We start from the raw sequence: 14,354 nt of genomic DNA, 5'->3' as shown, positions 1-14,354 counted from the left end.
CCAATACAAATCTCAATTCCACAACTGACTTGATGACACGCCTCGCGTAAAATCTAACATCTTCCAAACCGTGTCGTCCCCGCCGAAGCGTGAGCTTCGAGCGGGGACCCCACCGGGACTTTGTGGCACAGACATGCGCGTCGCGCCGTAGGGTGCAATCCGCACGGAATGCACCGGTTGCGGTCGCGGTTTCACGGCAATGTTATCAAGGCACTGGCGAGCCAACCAGAGGCGCAGTTTGCGGTCTCGCACCTGGTCATGGCCGAGTGTTTGCTTGCCCCGCTCACGAGCGGGATTAGCTTTGCCGTTCAAGACTATGAAGCCTTGTTCAAACGCGTGGCAACCCTTGATTTAAATGAATCTATCTTCCGCCAAGCGGCCTAAATACGCGCGCAGGGAAATTTGAAAATGCCCGATGCGTTGCATTTTGCGTGCGCACCATTCAATGGCGGTGCAGCTCTTTGGACACAGGTTGAGCGCTTGGCCGGCGTCAGTGGCGGCCTAGCGAAATCGGTTGTCGGGGATCAAGCCAAGCCTTAGTCGCTGACAGATCGTATTTTCGGCCTCGGACGCCCCAACCCCCCTGCAACTGCCTGCCTCCCCAATGTTGCGAATGCGCCTATCGCATGCTAGACGCCACCCACCACAAAGCAGCTTCGAGACCAGTGGTATCGAATCGCCTGATTTTGTTCCTTTAATCTAATGTGCACGCCCTCGCTCAGTCTGGTAGCTTTGGCGTGTCTTACACGTGAGTAGACCCTTTGAGTGGATCAAATCGCAGCGCCATCAGTGAAGCAGCGCAGCGCTATGGCGCGGCGCTGTTCGACTTGGCGACTGAATCCAAGAAGGTTGCTGCTGTGGAGCAAGACGCGAAGGCGCTCTTGGCCGCTTGGCAGAACAGCGCGGACCTGCGCGCTGCCTTGACCAGCCCGCTGTTCCCGGTGGAGCAAAAGGCCGCAGCTCTTGGTGCCATCGCCAAAAAGATGAAGGCAAACGCCATCACGCAAAACTTTCTCGGCCTTGTGGCCCAAAACCGTCGTTCGGCGGACTTGGGCGGCATGCTGGCGGCATTCTTGGGCTTAGCAGCCCAGGCACGTGGCGCTGTTTTGGCCGAAGTCTCGACTGCAGAGCCCTTGAGTGATGAACAACTCAAGAGCCTGACTGAAGCACTCGGCCGGGCCTTCAAGGCACCGGTTGATGTAGAAACCACGCTAAAGCCTGAACTTCTTGGCGGCCTCGTCGTCAAGGTTGGTTCCAGGCTGTTCGACGATTCTGTCAAATCTAAACTCGACGCACTCAAAATTGCGATGAAGGGGGCCTGAGGCATGGACATCCGCGCCGCAGAAATTTCCGCGATCCTGAAGGATCAAATCAAAAACTTCGGCGCTGAGGCAGCTGTTGCTGACGTCGGCACCGTGTTGTCCGTTGGTGACGGTATCGCCCGGGTCTATGGCCTCGACAGCGTCCAAGCGGGCGAAATGGTTGAGTTCCCAGGCGGCATCAAAGGCATGGCCTTGAACCTTGAGCGCGACAATGTCGGCGTCGTGATCTTCGGCGAAGACCGCGCCATCAAGGAAGGCGACACCGTCAAGCGCCTTGGCGAAATCGTGTCGGTTCCTGTCGGCAAAGGCCTTCTCGGTCGCGTGCTGAACCCCTTGGGTGAACCCATCGATGGCAAGGGTCCGCTGGTCGACATCGAAGCCGAGCGCAAGCAGGTGGACGTAAAGGCCCCCGGCATTATCCCCCGTAAGTCGGTGCATGAGCCGATGCAGACCGGGATTAAGTCGATCGACGCGCTGATCCCCATCGGTCGCGGCCAACGCGAATTGATCATTGGCGACCGTCAAACCGGTAAGACCGCCATCGCCATCGACGCGATCTTGTATCAGCGCGAAGCCCATGACACGAATGCACCTGAAAGCCAGAAGCTGTATTGCGTCTATGTCGTGATCGGCCAAAAGCGTTCGACCGTTGCCCAATTGGTAAAAACCCTGGAAGAATCGGGTGCTTTGAAGTATTCGATCATCGTGGCCGCAACCGCGTCTGAGCCTGCGCCGCTGCAGTTCTTGGCACCGTTTTCGGCTTGCGCCATGGGCGAATATTTCCGCGACAACGGCATGCATGCTTTGATGATCTATGACGATTTGTCCAAGCAAGCTGTGGCTTATCGCCAGATGTCTCTGTTGCTGCGTCGTCCACCCGGTCGCGAAGCTTATCCAGGCGACGTTTTCTATCTGCACTCGCGCTTGCTTGAGCGCGCTGCAAAGCTGAACGAAGACAATGGTTCGGGCTCCTTGACCGCTTTGCCGATCATCGAAACCCAAGCCAACGACGTGTCGGCCTATATTCCAACCAATGTGATCTCGATCACCGACGGCCAAATCTTCTTGGAAACCGACTTGTTCTATCAAGGCGTGCGTCCAGCTGTGAACGTCGGCCTGTCGGTGTCGCGCGTGGGCTCGTCGGCTCAAGTTAAGGCGATGAAGCAAGTGGCCGGTCCGATTAAGGGTGAATTGGCCCAGTACCGGGAAATGGCCGCCTTTGCGAAGTTCGGTTCGGACTTGGACGCCTCTACCCAGCGCTTGCTGGCTCGCGGTGCGCGCCTGACTGAAATGCTGAAGCAAGACCAGTTCTCGCCCGTGGCCGTCGAAGATCAGGTTGTTCTGATCTATGCAGGTACCAAGGGCTATTTGGACAATGTCGCCGTCAGCGACATCAAGCGCTATGAAGCCGAATTGAAGGCGGCGTTGCGCGGCAAGTATAAGGACCTGTCTGACGCGATCAAAACCAAGCTGGACATCAAGGCCGACAACATCGAAGCGCGTATCAAAGAAGCGCTTGATGATTTCGCCAAGACGTTTGCTTAAGAGCGGGGCTGAAGGAAGCAATCCATGGCCAGCTTAAAGGACTTTCGCACGCGCATCGCTTCGGTGAAGTCGACGCAGAAGATCACCAAAGCCATGCAGATGGTGGCGGCGGCAAAGCTGAAGCGTGCGCAAGAGGCCGCCGAAGCAGCGCGCCCCTATAGTGAAAAAGTCGCCGGGACCGTGGCCAATCTGGCAAGTTCCGTACAGGGCTCTGACGCGGCTCCCAAGCTGTTGCGGGGCTCTGGCAAGGATCAGGTCCATCTGGTGGTGGTGGCTACCTCAGAGCGCGGCCTGTGCGGCGGGTTCAACACCAATATCGTCAAAAAGGCCCGTGACCTCATCGTCGGTCTGCAAGCGCAGGGCAAGACAGTCAAAATCTTGACCGTGGGCAAGAAGGGTCGCGACCAATTAAAGCGCATTTATGCGTCTTTGTCGGTTGGCCATATTGAGTTTGCCGGCGTTCGCACCCTGGGTTCGGCCCAGAGCGCACAAGTCAGCCATAAATTGGTTGAAATGTTCGACGCCGGTGAGTTTGACGTCGCACATCTGGTGTTTTCGCGCTTTAAATCGGTCATCAGCCAAGTGGCGACTGTCCAGCAATTGATCCCAGTTGTGGCACCCGAAGGGGTTGCCACCTCGGATACGGGCGGCGGCGTCTATAGCTATGAGCCGGGCGAGGAAGCGATTTTGGAAGCTTTGCTGCCACGCTATCTCGACAGCCAGATTTTGGGCGCTTTGCTGGAAAATGCGGCTGGCTTCTATGGGGCCCAAATGGGGGCCATGGATAACGCAACCCGCAACGCCGGCGACCTGATCAAGAAACTGACCTTGCAAATGAACCGCAAGCGTCAGGCCATGATTACCACCGAATTGACAGAAATTATCGCGGGTGCGCAGGCGGTGTAAACTATGATATAAGGGGTCGCTGGAGATCTGAGATGACCGATAATGTTGAGAGCCTAATCCTTGAACATCTGAGACATATCAGAAGTAAGATGGACGCAGTCAGTCTCGACATGTCAGACATCAAGTCCCGTGTGTCCTCTTTAGAAGAAACGCAAGGCCAACTTCTCGGCATGATAGGTGGCCTTGGAAAACGAATGGACCGGTTTGACGAGCGGCTTGGTCGCATCGAAAGACGGTTAGACTTAGAGAACGCGTAAGCGGCTCAAAACAGAGACTTTTAGAACGGGACACGACACTATGAGCATCCATGTTAAAGGCAAGATCGCCCAAGTAATTGGCGCCGTTGTCGACGTTGAGTTTGATGGCGAATTGCCAAGCATCCTCAACGCCTTGGAAACCGACAACAATGGCAAGCGCCTTGTGTTGGAAGTCGCCCAGCATTTGGGTGAAAAGACCGTCCGCACCATCGCGATGGACGCCACCGAAGGCTTGGTTCGTGGCCAAGAAGTCACCGACACCGGCAATCCGATCATGGTGCCAGTCGGCCCTGCCACGTTGGGCCGCATCATCAACGTGATCGGTGAGCCGATCGACGAAGCTGGCCCCATCGTGTCGGCTCAAGGCAAGCGCTCGATCCACCAAGCCGCCCCTGCTTTCGTGGACCAAAAGCCTGCACCAGAAGTTCTGGCCACCGGCATCAAGGTTGTGGACTTGCTCTGCCCTTACGCCAAGGGTGGTAAGATCGGTCTGTTCGGGGGTGCCGGCGTGGGCAAGACCGTTTTGATCCAAGAGCTGATCAACAATATCGCCAAGGCCTATGGCGGTTATTCGGTGTTGGCCGGTGTGGGTGAGCGGACCCGCGAAGGCAACGACCTCTATTACGAAATGATCGAATCCAAAGTGAACGTCGATCCAAAGGAGAATAATGGTTCTTCGGAAGGTTCGCGTTGTACCCTGGTCTATGGACAGATGAACGAGCCTCCAGGTGCCCGTGCCCGTGTGGCTTTGACCGGCCTTGCCCAGTGCGAATATTTCCGCGACGAAGAAGGCAAGGACGTGCTGTTCTTCGTGGACAATATCTTCCGATTCACCCAAGCCGGTTCGGAAGTGTCGGCACTTCTGGGCCGTATTCCTTCGGCCGTGGGCTACCAGCCAACCTTGGCCACCGACATGGGTGGCTTGCAAGAGCGTATTACCTCGACGGTTAAAGGCTCCATCACCTCGGTTCAGGCCATTTACGTGCCTGCCGACGACTTGACCGACCCCGCACCAGCCGCCTCGTTCGCCCACTTGGATGCAACGACGGTTTTGAACCGCTCGATCGCTGAAAAGGGCATCTACCCAGCTGTGGACCCGCTCGATTCCACCTCGCGCATCCTCGAGCCACGCATCGTGGGTGAAGACCACTATCAAACCGCCCGTAAGGTCCAAGAAATCCTGCAGCAGTACAAAGCCTTGCAAGACATCATCGCGATCTTGGGCATGGACGAATTGTCCGAAGACGACAAATTGGTTGTGTCGCGTGCCCGCAAGGTCGAGCGCTTCTTGTCGCAGCCCTTCCACGTGGCAGAAGTGTTCACCGGTTCGCCCGGTAAGCTCGTGTCGTTGGAAGACACCATCCGTGGCTTTAAAGGCCTCGTAAACGGTGACTATGACCACTTGCCAGAGCAAGCCTTCTACATGGTCGGCAATATCGATGAAGCGATTGCCAAGGCCCAAAAGATGGCCGCTGAAGCCGCGTAAGCGCGTGAGACACATCCGTTAAAGAAAGGCCCCGTAGCGCTGCTACGGGGCCTTTTAGTTTTAGGACTTTGGAGGTTGTCCTAAATCAGGAGCCCACGGGCCCAACTTGGCTCATCATGGCCTTCCAATTGCCGGCGCGGTCTTGTTTCCAGACGTCAAAGAAGGACAAAGCCGTCACCTTGCCGTCCTTGCCCGTTTCGGTCCAAACGCCTTGTGCGAAGGCAAAGGAGCCGTCAACCTTGACCGTGACATCGCTGATCTTGACCGAAGCCGGGCGCTTTTTCGGGTCAGCCGTATTGGCCAAAATATCGGCCTTCGTCTCCGGCTTGGCTTTGCCAGAGCTGATATAGCTGTCATCCAAGAGAGCCCCTAAGCCAGCGGCATCGCCTGCGGCGGCCTTATCGGCCCAGGCTTGCTCAAACTTTTTGATTTCGGCGGTAATGGTCGCCGTTTCATCGATTGCGGGGGTGTAGCAGAACATCTGCTGGGCGGTGACGGTCGTATTGGCGTCATATTGCGCCACAAACGCTTTCCAAGCTGGGTCATTCGGGTCGCCGCGGCCACCGGGGGGATTCACATGGGCGGTGGAAACCCGTTTATCCGAGAAGGACCACGTGCCTGTCGCGGCATCGCGCACCATGGCCCGACCAACCAATTGGACATTTCCATTCATGCCTTTGTCGCGATAGAATTTCTGGTTCGCCACTGCTGCCGCAGTAAAGCCTTCAATGGTGCCAGTCGGCTTGATCTCATTGAAGCGCACCGTAACAATTTCGCCTTTCGAGCATAAGGCATCCGCCGTTGGCGCGGTTTGGGCCATGGCGGCACCAGAAGCCGCTAACGCACCCAGTCCAATCATGAGTTCTTTGAGCATCTCTTGTTCCCTCTCCTGTATCAGGTGCGCCCGGTATCGACCTTGCCTACGATGCGCCCCGCTAACGCAGCGGTAACAGAAATGGATGACCCACTGCACGGAACATTTTTGATCACGGCGAGGTGATAGACCGACTGTTGCAGTGCTTTGCATGCTGGGCGCTCAAATGCTAAACGCTGCGCAACCAATTTCTTCCCGCAATCAGCGAGCATATCCATGGCCACCACCGGCAAACTTCACTTTTCTTTGGTCTCCCCTGAGCGCGCCCTTTATTCGGGTGAAGTCGATCAAGTTGTGGTGCCTGGCGTGGATGGACAGTTTGGCGTTTTGAGCCAGCATGCACCGTTCATGACGGTGATCCAACAAGGTGCAATCCGCATTCTTGATGGGGCGAGCGAGCGTAAGATTTTCGTAGGTGGCGGCTTTGCCGACGTCACGCCGCAAGGCTTGACCATTCTGGCAGAAGATGCCGTAGACTTGGCGCAAGTGGATGCAGCCGGCCTTGAAAAAGACCTGCAAAATGCGCGCGAAGACGTGCGCGACGCCAAGGATGCTGATGTGAAGGCCGCAGCTGAGCGCAAACTGGCCCGTCTCGAAGCCATCCGCGCCGCGGCCTAAGCCTTACTTTTTCCGATAATTTGGATTCTTTAGATCCCGCTGGAAGCGGGCTTGCGCCATCTTGCGTGAACGCGGCGAAAGCCAAGCCAGACCCCTCCCCCGATACACGAGGGAGGGTACGTGCTGTTCATGGCTGACCTTATTGTTCGCCGCCGCCGCCACCACCGCGGCTCTTGAAGAAGCGGAAGAAGTCGCTGTCAGGCGTGGTCACAATTGTGGTGCCAGCTGGCAAAGCCTTCTCATACGCCTGCATGGAGCGATAGAAGGCCGCAAAGCCTGGGTCTTGATTATAGCTGTCTGCAATAATCTTTGCCCGTTCCCGGTCTGCACCACCGCGAATCTCTTGCGCTTGGCGATCACCGGCAGCCCGCACACTGGCAGCGGCCTGCTGACGCTCTGACCGCATGCGTTCAAACACACGCTCTTGGTTGGCGGGCGGCAGATCTGCTGCCCGAATCTTCACGTCCACGACCTGAATACCCAAAGCCGCCGCTTCCCGGTTCATCTCAGCCCGAATGGAGTTCATCAAGGCGGAACGGCGACCGGAGATAATGTCGGTCGATTGCGCCGAACCCAAAACGCGGCGCAGAGACGCCTCTAGCAAGCTGGTCAAGCGATCACGCGCACGGCCCTCGGTGCGGACGGCCTGATAGAAGCGCAGCGGATCAACGATGCGCCAGCGTGCAAAACTATCCACTTCCAGACGCTCTTGGTCAGCCGTCACAACTTCGCTTTTGCCCGAGGGTGCCAGATCGAGGATTCGACGATCATAAATCTCCCGCTGTTGAACAAAGGGGATCATGACCTTCAAGCCTGGACTTGTTCCATCGACGTTGAAGAAATTCTTGGGCTGACCAAATTGCAAGGTAATGGCTTGTTGCGTCTCGCTAACGGTGAACAAGGACGCATTGGCCAAGACAAAGGCGCCAAAGGCTAAACCACCCAGAATTGGAAGGGTACGCGCGTTCATCGGACAACTCCCTGTGGATTTGCATTTTGCGCGGCTGGCGCAGCAGGAGCAGCAGCCGTGCCGGCTGCGCCCCGCAAGAGTTCTGGTGGCAGGACCACCATTGGGCTGGCCCCGGCGCGGCCGGAGTCGAGCAAGACTTTGTTGGCCCGCTCATAAACCCGCTCCATGGTTTCAAGATAGAGCCGCTGACGCGTCACATCTGGGGCGAGCTTATATTCCTGATACAATTGGTTGAAGCGCGCCGCCTCACCTTGTGCTTGGGGAACCACCGCATTTCGGTAGGCACGGGCTTGGTTGATCTTGGTTTCCGCTTCTTGGCTGGCTGCAGCCACTTCACGGAATGCGTCGTTCACGGCCGCAGGGGGCTCCGCCTTGGTCAAATTGACCTGCGTAATGCGGATGCCCGCCTTATATTCGTTCAAGGTGCGCTGAATCAGGTCACGCGTTTGGGCTTCTACTTGCGCACGGCCGGTTGAAAGCACTTGCTCGCGCTGCGACTTACCAGCGACTTCGCGCATGGCCGATTCGGCAACGGCACGAACAGTCTCTTCCGCACTGCCCCGGCCCTCAGGCCCATGGGCGACTTGGAACAAATAATCGCGTGAGTTTTCAACACGCCACCAAACTTGGAACCCAACATCGACGATGTTTTCATCCGCTGTCAGCATCAAGCCGTCATTGGCCCCAGCTTCTGAGCCACCGCCAACGGTCAACGAGCGTGCATTTTGCACATCGACGATCTGACGCGTCTCAATCGGGGCTGGCAAATGGAACTGCAGGCCCTGTTCTACCGTGTAAACATATTTGCCAAAGCGCTGGATCACAGCCTCTTCACCCGCATCCACCACATAGACGCCGGTTGCAGCCCAGCCCAATACTGCGACAAGGGCAATGGCACCAAGGGTGCGTTTATCAAACTGGATGGGCTCACCGCTGCCACCGCCGCCGCCCTTCAGGCCGCCGCCGCCACCGCCACCGCCCAGAACGCTTTTCAAGCGATCTTCGACGCGCTTGGCCAATTCATCCAGATTGCCACTTTCGCCGGATGCACCCGGACGACGTGGAGGCTGGTTAGGACCGCTGCCCCAAGGATTTTTTGGGCCAGAGCCACCGCCCTGCTGATTACCATTCGATCCACCACTGGGACCCCACGGGCCACCACCGCCGCCAGACGAGTTATCATTCCAAGGCATATAGACGTGTTTCCATTCCAAAGCCGCTAAACCTAGGCCAAGGCACATGCCAAAGACTTGCAAGCGGGCGTTACAGTCCCTTATGTGCGTGCTCAGCTAAAGGGATCAAGAAGGTGTTTGGAATCAAACGATCACTCAAACGCGAGGATGTGTTAAAAATTCTCGATACCATCCGCGCGCCAGACGGCTTAAGCATTGTTTATAAAGGGCTTATTGAGGATGTCCGCGTCTCGGATGGGGGGGACGTGCTCGCAACAATTTCAGTGCCAAAAGGTGAAGAAAGTGCAGCTAGTCAGTGGCAACAGGCGGCAAGTGCGGCCATCCAGGGTTTGCCCGGCGCTGGAAAGGTCACTGTGGTATTAACCGCCCATATCGGGCCTGCGCAAAATCCAGCCGAAACAGAGGCCCCACCTGCGGGGCAACAACGTGTACGCAAGGGTGCACGACTAACCGACGCGGCTCTGGCCCAAGGCAGTGCGCAAGCCCCACCGGTCAAGGCGGGCATTGCGGGTATCACGTCCATTCTGGCTGTGGCGTCCGCAAAAGGTGGAGTCGGAAAGTCAACCGTGGCGGTCAATCTGGCCGCCGCCTTATCTGCTCTCGGCTTGCGGGTTGGCCTCTTGGATGTCGACATTTACGGGCCTTCCATTCCAACCATGTTGGGAACTGTGGAGGTTGAACCCGAAGTGGGTGAGGACAAAAAGCTTTTGCCCGTCTTGGCCTATGGCCTCAAGACCATGTCGATTGGCTATTTGGTAGATGGGGATTCGCCGATGATTTGGCGTGGCCCCATCGTCACCAGTGCGATCCGGCAATTGCTGGAAGATGTGACCTGGGGCACAGCTGATGAGCCGTTGGACGTTTTGGTGATGGACACCCCGCCAGGCACGGGCGATGCGCAATTGGCGCTGGCCCAGCGGGTGCCATTGAATGGGGCTGTCATCGTTTCAACGCCGCAAGAAGTGGCTTTAGCCGATGTGCGGCGCGGTGCGGGCATGTTTGCCAAAACCCATGTGCCCGTTCTGGGCGTGATTGAGAATATGGCGTGGCTGACCCAGCAGGATGGCAGCCGCCTCTATGTCTTTGGCGAAGGCGGTGCCAAGCGGACGGCAGAGACTTTGGGCCTACCATTCCTCGGCGAAATCCCCTTAGAGGTGGGTATTCGACAAAGTGGCGATGGCGGTTTGCCTTATGTTGTGGCGGCCCCCGGCAGCGAAACGGCCAATGCCTTTTTATCCATGGCCGCCCACATTTATGACGGCTTGCTGCACCAAGAGATCAAGCCACCCCCTATCATCCGCTTTGAGGCCTAAGACGCCGCAATTTCTTGCTTGAAACAGGTGACAATCCAGTCGCGGACCACCTGCAAGCGGGCATTGGCCTTGGTGTCGCGGTGGAAGACCAGCCAGGGTTGGCGCTCTGGCATCGGGCGGTGGGGCACTTCAATCAGCCCCGCTTTGCGCGCGGCATGGACGGGCAAGGGCGCAATGCCCACACCTTCGACCGCCGCATTGAGGAGGGCGCGCACGCTGGAGGAGGAAAAGCGAATGCTGGCCTCCAAGCCCTGCCCCTTCAGCCAGACGTTTTCAGCAATCTCGCCATATTGCCGGTCCAGCCAGATCAGATGCTCCTCAGACAAGACCAAGCGGTCTGGGTCGCGGCCCTGAAGATAGCCGTGCGCGGCAAACAGACCCAGCCGGATCACGGGCAAGCGGCGCGCCATCAACGTCTCTTCCACCGGGCGCACCATGCGGATCGCCATATCCGTGCGCCCCGCATTCAGATTGGCGATGTCGTTGGAGACTTCGAGGTCAATCGAGATTGACGGGTCGAGCGCCCGTAAATCTGCCAAGCGTGGGGCGAGGACATCGGCAATCACAGACTCGGTCGCCGAAATACGCACGGCGGGCAGATTGGGCCCTTCCTGTAGGGCGCGGGCCCGCCGGGCAATCTGGCTCAATTGGCGGGCACCGGGCTCTGCCACTTGCAGGATTGCCTGCCCCGCCTCTGTCAGGCGCGCGCCGCGCGGTCCACGGTGCACGAGGCGAAGGCCAAGTTGCGCCTCCAACTGATCGATGCGCCGACTCATCGTCGGGATCGACATGGCCAATTCTTCGGCAGCTTCAGACAGCGAACCACGGCGCGCGACGGCCACAAAACACCGGATCGCCTCCCAGTCGATCGCCTGCTCACTTATCATTTTTGAAAATCCATTTTCCAATTTTAGGCCTAGCTTGACCGATCGGTCAAGTTCTATCTGGAACCAACGGGCACCACCCGCCGCGTTGAAAGGAAGTTCAAGATGAAACGGATCGTCTCTTTATTGGCCCTCGGCAGCTTGTTTGGCTTGGCCCCCCTCAAGGCACCTGCAGAAGAAGCCAAAGGCAAGGTCGCTGTCTATGTCTCCATTACCCGGCCCGCAGGGGTCACAGATGCGCGCCTGAACGCCGAATTCACCCGCGCGATTCCTGTCTATGCCCAAGTGCCGGGTCTTGAGCGCAAATATTTCACCTACACCCAAACAGGCTTTGGCGGCCTTTACTTGTTTGAGACCGAAGCTGCCGCAAAAGCCCATTTCAACGCCGCCTGGCTGGAACGGGTTCAAAAGACCTATGGCGTCAAGGCCAGCCCTGTCTATTTCTCTGTTCCCGCGGTCACCGCTGGCGCGTCGCAAGCCACCCCGTCCGAAGCCAATGTTGCGACCATCGTGGAAGTCAAAGCGCCTTGGTATGCCAGCGATGCGCGGATCAAAAAGGGCCTGAAGGACGCCGTCCCAACCTATGCGACGACGCCGCATCTGATCTACAAATACTTCACCCAAGGGGCTGATCGTAGCTTCGGCGGCATTTATTTGTGGGAAGATCAGGCCAGTGCAGAGGCCCATTTCGGCCCGGCTTGGCACGCCCGTGTGACCAAAAAATATGGCCATGACGGGGTTGTTACCTTCCTGAAAGCGCCAGTCACCCTGATCCAGTCTGACAAAGCAGAGAAGCACTAGCATGAAGGCGTTACGCGAACTTGGAGCCAAGCTCGATACCTGGGGTGGCCGTCGTAAAATGACCACTTTTCGCTCTGGTTGGGCGGCCTATACCTCGCCAGAGATCGGCTTTTATTCCACACCGCTCACCCAGTATCGCTATCGGGTCCGGGGGCGTGGGCCGACGCTGGTCTTCTCAGCCGACCCGCCGATGACCTTGGAGAATTATGACGCACTGTTAGACGCGTTCAGCCCGCATTTTCGCGTCGTGATTTTCGAACTACCGGCCATGGGGTTTAGCGCGGTTGATCCATCCTATCGGTTTGATTTTTACAAGACCAATGATGATGTCGCCCGCTTTTTGAAGGATGTAGCTGGGGAAGGTGCCATCCTCGCCTTTTCCTGCGTGGCCAGCCTGTGCGCGATTGATTTGGCATGCCGGCGACCCGAACTGGTATCCCGCCTCGCCTTGCTACAAGCCGGCGATGTGGCCGCCTTTGCGGTGTGGAAAGCCGGGCGTGACCCCAAAGGTATCTTAGCCCGCCCCTTCCTTGGCCAAATGGTCATGAAACAACTGGCCTCTCAGCGCATGCCCGATTGGTATCGCCTGTCTGTTGGTCGGAAAGACATGCTGGACGAACTTGTCGCCTGTGCGTGCCGATCGTTCGACCATGGGGCTATGTGGTCGCTGGCCAGCGCCTATCAGCTCTATATGGACCCAAGCATTGCGCTGGACAAACCCAAGCAGCCTCTCTTGGCTTTTTGGGGAGAGGCTGATCGCAGCCATCCCAAAGAAAATGCCGAAGGACCGCGTCGCTTGGCCGAGCGCGTTGATTACATCGGCTATCCAGACCTTGGCCATACGCCCGAATTGGAAGACCCAGAGCGCGTGTGTCGCGACCTTCGGGCCTGGCTTCAACGCGGCGAGAGGGTGGATTGAACGGCACCCTTCCCATCACCAGAAAGAGGGCTTATACTAATGGGGTCCGGTTCGCCGGACTATGGTGATAAACGTGCGTGAAATAAGCAGGCCGGACCGGGGTGCGATTCCCCGCGGCTCCACCAAACTCTCTGCGGGTATCGACGCGAGTGTGGGGCCGATCAGGATCGACGGATGTGTAAAGACGTTACTTTTACCCGCGTGGGCTACGTCAACCGCCCATTTTCACAAATGCAAACGATAACTTTGCACAGGACGTCCGTTTGGCTGCGTAATGCGGTCTGATTGACATCCGACTAAGTCCCCCGGCTACGGCTGAGGGCGGGGCACGGAGGGGGGCCCGGCAACAGCAACCCCCTCCACTTTTCAAGCAGGACCAGAGGAAAACCTAAGGCGCGCGTCAGGCCATTTGGCAGGTAAGCTCGCTTTGGCAGACGTGTAGGGCTTCCAACAAAACCGCGCGGCGCTGATCGGCGGCCTCGATCCGAGGCTTCCAAATCCCTTCAAGCGCTTGCAGCATCGCTCCACTTACGGGGTCATGGGCATGCAAACGCATGTGCACCACGTCAAACGCGAGCCCAGCGATTGCGCGCTGTTTCTCAAGATAGGCGCGCTGCAATCCGAATTGGGTCTGATAGGCCTGGATAAAGGCATCTAAGCGCGGATCTGCCACCAAGGGCTCGAAATGTTGAATCTGCGCAGGCGGCCAGGACAGATCATAGGTCTGTTTTGGGTCCTCTAGGAAGACCGTCATTCCCGCCTCCCAACCGGTCAGACTATGGGGGGTGATGTCGAGCCACTGGCCGTCAGCCTGTTCCCAAACGGCATGGTGCCAGGCCAGCAAGGCTAGGGCTTTGATCTCAATGACCAACCAGCCGAATCGAAGCCGCCCGCCAGATTGGGCGACACAATCGCTCACATTCCAATAACAGCGGCCAGGTCGCGCCCACACAAGGGGCTGTCGGGGCACCACATGCACTTTGACCGCCGAAAGCCTTCTTTTGAGAGCCGTCAGTCCAGCCGAATTGGGACCGGCATCACCTTGAATCAACATCGAGCCCGCAATCTCCAAATCCGCTCTGCTGATGAAAATTACGCACGCTCAAGTGAGCAAACTTATCCGAAACGGTAACCAACGGGTAAATTTAGCAAAATATTACCCATGGTGACCATAAATCACTCATTTTCAAATATTATAGACCATTGAATTTGATCGATAATTTCGAGGGTTTTTACAGAATGCCTCATCACACATTCAAAGATCTT

Annotated in this window: 16 protein-coding genes and 1 other RNA gene; 11 read left to right on the top strand and 6 right to left on the bottom strand. The window is 57.3% G+C overall.

Annotated elements, in window-relative coordinates; all coding sequences use genetic code 11:
* Window positions 1–408: 408 nt before the first annotated feature.
* The 6 genes from B7364_RS18270 to atpD all read left to right on the top strand — a co-directional run bounded on the left by B7364_RS18270 (window position 409) and on the right by atpD (window position 5,516).
* Entirely contained in the window at window positions 409–540 is a 132-nt protein-coding gene (locus tag B7364_RS18270) for a hypothetical protein (protein WP_269798779.1), read from the top strand.
* A gap of 221 nt (window positions 541–761) precedes the next feature.
* Window positions 762–1,322, top strand: a complete 561-nt coding sequence (locus B7364_RS11960) for a F0F1 ATP synthase subunit delta (RefSeq protein WP_232780893.1) — start codon at window positions 762–764, stop codon at window positions 1,320–1,322.
* A gap of 3 nt (window positions 1,323–1,325) precedes the next feature.
* The gene (gene atpA / locus B7364_RS11955) at window positions 1,326–2,867 is read left to right on the top strand and encodes a F0F1 ATP synthase subunit alpha (RefSeq protein WP_085340267.1); all 1,542 of its coding nucleotides are present in this window, start codon (window positions 1,326–1,328) and stop codon (window positions 2,865–2,867) included.
* A gap of 24 nt (window positions 2,868–2,891) precedes the next feature.
* Window positions 2,892–3,773, top strand: coding sequence for a F0F1 ATP synthase subunit gamma (locus B7364_RS11950; protein ID WP_085340266.1), 882 nt, complete (start codon window positions 2,892–2,894; stop codon window positions 3,771–3,773).
* Window positions 3,774–3,805: 32 nt separating this feature from the next.
* Window positions 3,806–4,030 (top strand): hypothetical protein, encoded by a 225-nt coding sequence (locus B7364_RS11945; protein ID WP_085340265.1) that lies wholly within the window; start codon window positions 3,806–3,808, stop codon window positions 4,028–4,030.
* A 40-nt stretch (window positions 4,031–4,070) separates the two neighbouring features.
* On the top strand, window positions 4,071–5,516 hold the full coding sequence (gene atpD / locus B7364_RS11940) for a F0F1 ATP synthase subunit beta (protein WP_085340264.1): 1,446 nt from the start codon (window positions 4,071–4,073) through the stop codon (window positions 5,514–5,516).
* Window positions 5,517–5,601: 85 nt separating this feature from the next.
* Here the strand turns inward: atpD and B7364_RS11935 are convergent, their stop codons facing one another.
* Complete coding sequence (locus B7364_RS11935; RefSeq protein ID WP_157893670.1) at window positions 5,602–6,390, bottom strand: DUF4440 domain-containing protein; 789 nt, start codon at window positions 6,388–6,390, stop codon at window positions 5,602–5,604.
* Window positions 6,391–6,410: 20 nt separating this feature from the next.
* Window positions 6,411–6,608 carry a hypothetical protein gene (locus B7364_RS18165; protein WP_157893669.1) on the bottom strand — a complete coding sequence of 66 codons (198 nt, stop codon included), beginning with the start codon at window positions 6,606–6,608 and terminating at the stop codon, window positions 6,411–6,413.
* On the opposite strand from B7364_RS18165, the gene B7364_RS11930 reads away from it, so the two are divergent.
* A complete protein-coding gene (locus B7364_RS11930; protein ID WP_085340262.1) occupies window positions 6,607–7,008 on the top strand; it encodes a F0F1 ATP synthase subunit epsilon in 402 nt (133 codons plus the stop codon). The two genes, B7364_RS18165 and B7364_RS11930, sit on opposite strands and share 2 nt — an antisense overlap.
* Before the next feature lie 139 nt (window positions 7,009–7,147).
* Here the strand turns inward: B7364_RS11930 and hflC are convergent, their stop codons facing one another.
* Together hflC and hflK are read right to left on the bottom strand one after the other, a co-directional pair.
* The gene (gene hflC, locus B7364_RS11925; RefSeq protein ID WP_085340261.1) at window positions 7,148–7,978 is read right to left on the bottom strand and encodes a protease modulator HflC; all 831 of its coding nucleotides are present in this window, start codon (window positions 7,976–7,978) and stop codon (window positions 7,148–7,150) included.
* Window positions 7,975–9,171: an FtsH protease activity modulator HflK gene (hflK, locus tag B7364_RS11920; RefSeq protein WP_085340260.1), complete on the bottom strand. Its 1,197-nt coding sequence runs from the start codon at window positions 9,169–9,171 to the stop codon at window positions 7,975–7,977. Before hflK ends, hflC begins: the two co-directional genes overlap by 4 nt.
* Window positions 9,172–9,284: 113 nt before the next feature.
* Between hflK and B7364_RS11915 the strand changes: the two genes are divergently transcribed.
* Window positions 9,285–10,484 (top strand): Mrp/NBP35 family ATP-binding protein, encoded by a 1,200-nt coding sequence (locus tag B7364_RS11915; protein WP_198534232.1) that lies wholly within the window; start codon window positions 9,285–9,287, stop codon window positions 10,482–10,484.
* On the opposite strand, the gene B7364_RS11910 is transcribed toward B7364_RS11915, so the two are convergent.
* Entirely contained in the window at window positions 10,481–11,371 is an 891-nt protein-coding gene (locus B7364_RS11910; protein WP_085340259.1) for a LysR family transcriptional regulator, read from the bottom strand. The genes B7364_RS11915 and B7364_RS11910 overlap by 4 nt on opposite strands.
* Before the next feature lie 102 nt (window positions 11,372–11,473).
* Here B7364_RS11910 and B7364_RS11905 point away from each other — a divergent pair, with 102 nt between their 5' ends.
* From B7364_RS11905 to ssrA, 3 genes are all read left to right on the top strand, one after another.
* Window positions 11,474–12,169 carry a YdhR family protein gene (locus tag B7364_RS11905; RefSeq protein WP_085340258.1) on the top strand — a complete coding sequence of 232 codons (696 nt, stop codon included), beginning with the start codon at window positions 11,474–11,476 and terminating at the stop codon, window positions 12,167–12,169.
* Window position 12,170: 1 nt separating this feature from the next.
* Window positions 12,171–13,088: an alpha/beta fold hydrolase gene (locus tag B7364_RS11900; RefSeq protein WP_085340257.1), complete on the top strand. Its 918-nt coding sequence runs from the start codon at window positions 12,171–12,173 to the stop codon at window positions 13,086–13,088.
* Window positions 13,089–13,093: 5 nt separating this feature from the next.
* Window positions 13,094–13,449: a transfer-messenger RNA gene (gene ssrA / locus B7364_RS11895) on the top strand.
* Between the two features lie 39 nt (window positions 13,450–13,488).
* Here ssrA and B7364_RS11890 read toward each other — a convergent pair.
* Window positions 13,489–14,142 carry a hypothetical protein gene (locus B7364_RS11890; RefSeq protein ID WP_085340256.1) on the bottom strand — a complete coding sequence of 218 codons (654 nt, stop codon included), beginning with the start codon at window positions 14,140–14,142 and terminating at the stop codon, window positions 13,489–13,491.
* Between the last annotated feature and the right edge of the window lie 212 nt (window positions 14,143–14,354).

The organism is Aquidulcibacter paucihalophilus (assembly GCF_002105465.1).
GTDB classification, from domain to species: Bacteria; Pseudomonadota; Alphaproteobacteria; order Caulobacterales; family Aquidulcibacteraceae; genus Aquidulcibacter; species Aquidulcibacter paucihalophilus.
This window is presented reverse-complemented; position numbering and strand designations above follow the sequence as displayed.

Excerpts from the sequence above, each read along its gene's own strand:
- B7364_RS18270 (WP_269798779.1), top strand. The coding sequence starts at position 409 with ATGCCCGATGCGTTGCATTTTGCGTGCGCACCATTCAATGGCGGTGCA.
- atpA (WP_085340267.1), top strand. The coding sequence starts at position 1,326 with ATGGACATCCGCGCCGCAGAAATTTCCGCGATCCTGAAGGATCAAATC.
- B7364_RS11950 (WP_085340266.1), top strand. The coding sequence starts at position 2,892 with ATGGCCAGCTTAAAGGACTTTCGCACGCGCATCGCTTCGGTGAAGTCG.
- B7364_RS11945 (WP_085340265.1), top strand. The coding sequence starts at position 3,806 with ATGACCGATAATGTTGAGAGCCTAATCCTTGAACATCTGAGACATATC.
- atpD (WP_085340264.1), top strand. The coding sequence starts at position 4,071 with ATGAGCATCCATGTTAAAGGCAAGATCGCCCAAGTAATTGGCGCCGTT.
- B7364_RS11935 (WP_157893670.1), bottom strand. The coding sequence starts at position 6,390 with ATGCTCAAAGAACTCATGATTGGACTGGGTGCGTTAGCGGCTTCTGGT.
- B7364_RS11930 (WP_085340262.1), top strand. The coding sequence starts at position 6,607 with ATGGCCACCACCGGCAAACTTCACTTTTCTTTGGTCTCCCCTGAGCGC.
- B7364_RS18165 (WP_157893669.1), bottom strand. The coding sequence starts at position 6,608 with ATGGATATGCTCGCTGATTGCGGGAAGAAATTGGTTGCGCAGCGTTTA.
- hflC (WP_085340261.1), bottom strand. The coding sequence starts at position 7,978 with ATGAACGCGCGTACCCTTCCAATTCTGGGTGGTTTAGCCTTTGGCGCC.
- hflK (WP_085340260.1), bottom strand. The coding sequence starts at position 9,171 with ATGCCTTGGAATGATAACTCGTCTGGCGGCGGTGGTGGCCCGTGGGGT.
- B7364_RS11910 (WP_085340259.1), bottom strand. The coding sequence starts at position 11,371 with ATGATAAGTGAGCAGGCGATCGACTGGGAGGCGATCCGGTGTTTTGTG.
- B7364_RS11905 (WP_085340258.1), top strand. The coding sequence starts at position 11,474 with ATGAAACGGATCGTCTCTTTATTGGCCCTCGGCAGCTTGTTTGGCTTG.
- B7364_RS11900 (WP_085340257.1), top strand. The coding sequence starts at position 12,171 with ATGAAGGCGTTACGCGAACTTGGAGCCAAGCTCGATACCTGGGGTGGC.
- B7364_RS11890 (WP_085340256.1), bottom strand. The coding sequence starts at position 14,142 with ATGTTGATTCAAGGTGATGCCGGTCCCAATTCGGCTGGACTGACGGCT.